Annotated in this window: 6 protein-coding genes and 1 pseudogene; all 7 read right to left on the bottom strand. The window is 70.7% G+C overall.

What is annotated here, in order from left to right:
• Positions 1-43: 43 nt before the first annotated feature.
• Positions 44-190, bottom strand: a complete 147-nt coding sequence (locus FXN61_RS47170; protein WP_167980300.1) for a hypothetical protein — start codon at positions 188-190, stop codon at positions 44-46.
• Positions 191-225: 35 nt separating this feature from the next.
• Complete coding sequence (locus FXN61_RS47165; protein WP_167980299.1) at positions 226-897, bottom strand: SDR family oxidoreductase; 672 nt, start codon at positions 895-897, stop codon at positions 226-228.
• Positions 897-2177, bottom strand: coding sequence for a D-glycero-beta-D-manno-heptose 1-phosphate adenylyltransferase (gene rfaE2 / locus FXN61_RS47160; protein ID WP_167980298.1), 1281 nt, complete (start codon positions 2175-2177; stop codon positions 897-899). The genes FXN61_RS47165 and rfaE2 overlap by 1 nt, the downstream gene beginning before the upstream one ends.
• Positions 2174-2749 (bottom strand): D-sedoheptulose-7-phosphate isomerase, encoded by a 576-nt coding sequence (locus FXN61_RS47155; protein WP_167980297.1) that lies wholly within the window; start codon positions 2747-2749, stop codon positions 2174-2176. Before FXN61_RS47155 ends, rfaE2 begins: the two co-directional genes overlap by 4 nt.
• Positions 2746-3944 (bottom strand): annotated as a pseudogene (locus FXN61_RS47150) (glycosyltransferase). Before FXN61_RS47150 ends, FXN61_RS47155 begins: the two are co-directional and overlap by 4 nt.
• On the bottom strand, positions 3941-4816 hold the full coding sequence (locus tag FXN61_RS47145; RefSeq protein WP_167980296.1) for a glycosyltransferase: 876 nt from the start codon (positions 4814-4816) through the stop codon (positions 3941-3943). The pseudogene FXN61_RS47150 and the gene FXN61_RS47145 overlap by 4 nt, the downstream one beginning before the upstream one ends.
• Positions 4813-5024: glycosyltransferase family protein (locus tag FXN61_RS47140; protein ID WP_167980295.1), on the bottom strand; the 212-nt coding region annotated here is incomplete at its 5' end. The genes FXN61_RS47145 and FXN61_RS47140, both read right to left, overlap by 4 nt.

Raw genomic sequence — 5024 nt, 5'->3', positions numbered from 1 at the left:
GGTCTTCACCGCCGTCCCCCGCGAATGAATCGAACCTTCGAAATTAGGTCCTGACCAGGGCAAACACGAATCCCAAACTTCGAAGGTTCGAAGTTTCGATGACGATCGGGTTCGGCCGCTCTGCGGGCAGCGCCTCGCTGTCGTGCAGCGAGTCCTCGTCCAGCTCCTCCAGCTCGTCCTCACCGTTCATCCTGGTCTCGTACCCACAACGGGGTGCGGGGAAACCTAAGGCCAGGACGGTTCCTCGCTGTGCGCGATCACGAGCTCACGCACCTCGCAGTCCTTCGGCTGGCTCAACGCGAACAGGATCGCGGACGCCACCCGGTCGGGCGGGTTGAGCTTCGTCAGGTCCGTCGGCCGGTACTGCTCGGTCCGGTCGTTGAAGAAGTTCGTCCGCATCCCACCGGGCACCACCAGGGTGACCCCTACGCGCCCCGCGGTCTCGGCGGCCAGCGCGCGGGTGAACCCGACAACGCCGAACTTCGAGGCGCAGTAGGCGGTCGCGTCGCTGACCGCGCGCAACCCGAGCGTGGACGCGACGGTCACAACGCGCCCGTTCTCCAGATGCGGCAACGCGGCCCTGATGACGGCCGCCGTGCCGAACAGGTTGACCCGCACGACCTGTTCCCACTCCTCGGCGGGTACCTCCGCCAGCGTGCCGCACCGGTCGATGCCGGCGGCGGTCACGACACCGCTGAAGCCGCCATGCCGTTCGGCGAGCTTGTGCACGGCGGCCTCCGCTGCCCGCCCGTCCGCCAGGTCGACCAGCTCGAAGTCGGCCTTGTCCGGCGCCGACTTGTCCAGCACCAGCGGCGTTCCCCCGGCGTCGGCCACCGCGTCCACGACTGCGGCACCGAGCCCGCCCGCGCCTCCGGTCACCAGCACGTGCCCCAGCATCAAGCCCTCCTCGACAGGATCTCGGTCGTCGAATGACCGCGGTGGTACGGCACGACCACCGTCCGGCCACCCCAGCGCCGCACGACGGCGGCTTCCGGCAACAGTTCGGCGGTGTAGTCGCCACCTTTCACCCACACGTCCGGCTTCAGGCGGCCCAGCACGTGTTCCGGGGTGTCCTCACCGAACACGATCACGTCGTCCACCGACTCGAGTGCGCGCAACACCTCGGTGCGCTCGTTCTGGCCGTTGACAGGTCGCCCCTCGCCCTTGAGGCGCCGCACCGACAGGTCGGAGTTGAGGCACACCACCAGGCAGTCCCCCAACGCCCGTGCGGCCGCCAGCATCCGCACATGGCCGGGGTGCAGGACATCGAAACACCCGCCGGTCGCGACCACGACTCCGCCACGGCCACGCACTTCGTCCACAGTGGAGGGAAGCGGAGCGCGCATCCCCGACACACCACCACGGGCGAGGAACTCGGCCGCGGCTCCCACGGCGTCGGCCACCGCGTCGTCCGGTGCCGCACCACCGGCCAGTCGCACGGCGGCCGTGACGGCGAACCGGTCTCCCGCTCCACACGGGTCGGCGACAGGAACGGACGGCGCCGGCACCGCGACAGGCGTCCCTCCACAGTGGAGCAACGCACCCTTTCCGCCCAGCGTCACCACGACCGCGCGTGCCTTCCACGTCGACAGCAGCCCGGCTGCCGCCTCGTCCGGGTCCGCCGTGCCGCTGAACCCCGTGGCCTCGGCCAGGTTCGGGGTCGCCAGCCGCACGCCCGGCACCGGAGCCGGACCGCGCGGATGCGGATCCCAGACCACCGGGACACGGGTGAGGACCGAGCGAAGCCGTTCGTCGCGCAGCAGCCCTCGTCCGTAGTCGGACGCCAGCACGAAGTCGGCGGACAGCACCGCGTCGAGCATGTCGTCGGTCACCCGTGGCGCCGTAGCACCTCCGCCTCGGTCCATGCGGGCCAACGACGTTCCGCCTGACCGCAGCCTGGTCTTCACCGGCGTGGCATCGGCACTGCGGCCGAACACACCGGGAACCGCGATCAGGGACCGCAGCCGCTCCCCCGCCTCGTCCTCCGCCAGCGCGCTGACCAGCGTCACGTCCACGCCGTCGCGCGCGGCCATGGTCGCCGCCAGCGCGCGCCACCGGCACGGGGGATGCTCGCCGTCGACGTCCAGCACCGGCGCGGGAGCGTCAGGGCAGACCCTGCTGACGGTGCCTTCCACGTCGACGTCCAGCAGTGCGTCACCCACCACGACCAGCTTCACGAGGCCCTCCGGAAGGCCGCGGGCAACGCGGTCTCGAAGGCCTCGCACAACGCGTGCACGACCACCAGCTGCGCCTCCTGCACGTGGCACGGGTCGCCGGGCAACGCGAGGGTGTCGTCGGCCAGCGAGGCCAACGGGTTCGGCACCGGTCCGGTCAGCGCCCACACGGTCGCGCCGGCCAGCCGGGCGGCGTGCGCCGCCTCCAGCAGGTTCGCGCTCCGGCCGCTGGTGGACAGCAGGACGACGATGTCCCCAGGCCGGGCGTGCGCGGTCACCTGACGAGCGAACACCTGGTCGTAGCCGTAGTCGTTGGCGATCGCGGTGACGCTCGAGGTCTCGGCGCACAATGCCAGCGCGGAGAACGGCGCGCGGTCGTGCCGGTAGCGTCCGACGAGCTCAGCAGTGAGGTGCTGGGCCTCGGCGGCGGATCCCCCGTTGCCCGCCGCGAGCACCCTGCCGCCGTCCAGGAGCACGCGGGCGAGCAACGCGCCCCAGCGGGTGATGCGCGGGGCTTGAGCACGAAGGCCTGTCAGTGTGTCGTCCAGTCCGGCGAGGTGGCTTTCGACGGTCACTGGGCCACCGCCAGATCGTCGCTCACAGCCACGCGCTGGTAGACGAGCTCCGTGCGCGCCGCGACCTCGTCCCACGTGTACCTGGCCTCCACCCGGTCCTGGCCGGCGATCCCGTAGGCCATGCGACGCGACGGGTCCGCGAGCAACTTCCGCAGCGCGCGTCCGAGGTTCCTGGGATCACGCGGCGGGGTCAGCACACCGGTCACACCGTGGACCACCGTGTCGGTCAGGCCACCGACCGCCGACGCGACAACGGGAACACCGCACGCCATCGCCTCCAGCGGCACGATGCCGAACGGCTCGTACCACGGCACGCACGCCACGACGTCCGCCGAGCGCAACAGGGCAGGCATGTCCGTGCGCGCCACCTGTCCGATCAGATGCACGCGGTCCGACACCCCGTGCGACTCGGCGCAGGCGATCAGCCGTTGCGCCTCGGGGTCGCCTTTGAGGTCGGGAGGGCCTCCCGCGATCACGAGCTCGGTGTCCGGCACCAGCGACAGTGCGGTGATGAGGTCGTCGAAACCCTTGCGCGGCACCAGCCTGCCGACCGACACGATCCGGTTCGGTGCCGTGCGCTCGGCCACCGGACGACCTGGGAGAACAACTTCGTGTCCACTCCGCAGGGCACGACCGTGATCTTGCTCCGCTTCAGTCCCATGGCGATCAGCTCGTCGAGCTCGTCGTCACAGGTGGCCGCGACGGCGTCCACCTCGTGGCCCACCAGGCGTTCGATCGCGATCCGGTCGGGCGGGCTGGTGTCCCGCGCGCCCTGATAGCGGCGCTTCACCGTGCCCAGGGCGTGGTACGTGTGGACGATCGGGACGCGGTCACGCCGCACCGCCAGCACCGAGGCCAGCCCGGACATCCAGAAGTGGCTGTGCACCACGTCCGGCGGCCCGTCCCGCCAGTCCTGCATGAGGAAGCGCGAGAAGTCGGTCATGTGGGGCAGAAGCTCGTCCTTCGGAACCTGCTTCGCGGGTCCCGCCGGCACGTGCACGACCTCGTACCCGTCGTCGGTGTCGACGCGGCGGGGCAGTCCGCGGGCGTCGCGCCTCGTGTAGACCGCCACTTCGTGTCCTCGTCGTACCAACGCGGCCGCGAGTGCGGCCACGTGCACGTTCTGTCCGCCCGCGTCGGCACCTCCCAGGGCCGCGACCGGGCTGGCGTGCTCCGACACCATCGCGATCCTCATCCGATCACCTCCTTGAGCAGCGCGTCCCAGTTGCGCAGGAACGCATCGAGCCCGTACCGGGCCAGCGCGTGCTCGCGGGCCCGTTTCCCTTTGTCCAGAGCGAGAGCGGGATCGGCGATCAGCTCCCCCGCCGCGCTCACCAACTCCTCCACGTTCGTCGAGATCGCACCCGCTTCCGCGGGTACGGCCCGTATCGCCTCCGTGCTCGCCAGAGCGACCACCGGCATGCCGATGTGCATCGCCTCCAGCAGCGACAGCCCGAGCGACGTCCAGCGCGGTGTGTGCACGTAGACGCGGCGGCGGGCCAACTCCCTGTGCAACGCTCCTAACTCGTGGTCCCCCATGCCTCCGATCTGCCCAGTACCCATCTGCTCGGTGCCCATGCCGAACACGTCGATCGGCTCGAACCGCGGCAGCAGGTCGGTGCCCACGATCCGGCCGCGCCGGACCGGTTCGTTGATCACCGTTGCCGCGCTCGGGAGCTCGCCGGTGTAGAGCGGTCCCGGATCGACGACACCGTGCTCGATCACGACGGTCCTGGTGGTGCCGCAGTCCCACATCAGGTCGTTGAAGTGCGTGACGTGGACCAGGGTTCCGTCCCAGTCTGCGAGTGGATGCCGCTTCGACGGCGCACTCGGTGTGTTGTGTTCCAGGTACACCGTCGGGACGTCCGGCGGGATCTTGGACAGTTCCTCCAGCCGCTGCACGACCACGATGTCGGGGTCCACATCGGACAGATCTGTTTCGGTGGCGCGCCACGGCCGGCCGGCCAGCCCGATGCCGTGCGGCGGTCCGGGGATCAGGTAGTCGTGCCGGCCTTGGACGAACGAGTGCGTCCAGGAGCCGTGCACGTGCCAGAGCAGGATCCTCACGCCGCCACCTCCGCGACCGCCGCCACGACCTCCGCCGGGTCGATGAGATCGAGGCACGGATGGCCGGGCACGGGGCACTCACGGGCCCTCGTGTCGCGGCACGGCGCGTTCTGGTCACCGAGCAGCACGTGCCTGCCGTGCGGCGCCCACCTTGCCGCCGGGACGACCGGCGCGAACAACGACACGACCGGCGTGCCGACCGCGGCCG

The organism is Lentzea indica (assembly GCF_012184385.1).
GTDB lineage: Bacteria > Actinomycetota > Actinomycetes > Mycobacteriales > Pseudonocardiaceae > Lentzea > Lentzea indica.
This window is presented reverse-complemented; position numbering and strand designations above follow the sequence as displayed.

What these genes read in the sequence shown, in the direction of transcription:
- FXN61_RS47170 (WP_167980300.1), bottom strand. Translation starts at nt 190, where the DNA reads ATGAACGGTGAGGACGAGCTGGAGGAGCTGGACGAGGACTCGCTGCAC.
- FXN61_RS47165 (WP_167980299.1), bottom strand. Translation starts at nt 897, where the DNA reads ATGCTGGGGCACGTGCTGGTGACCGGAGGCGCGGGCGGGCTCGGTGCC.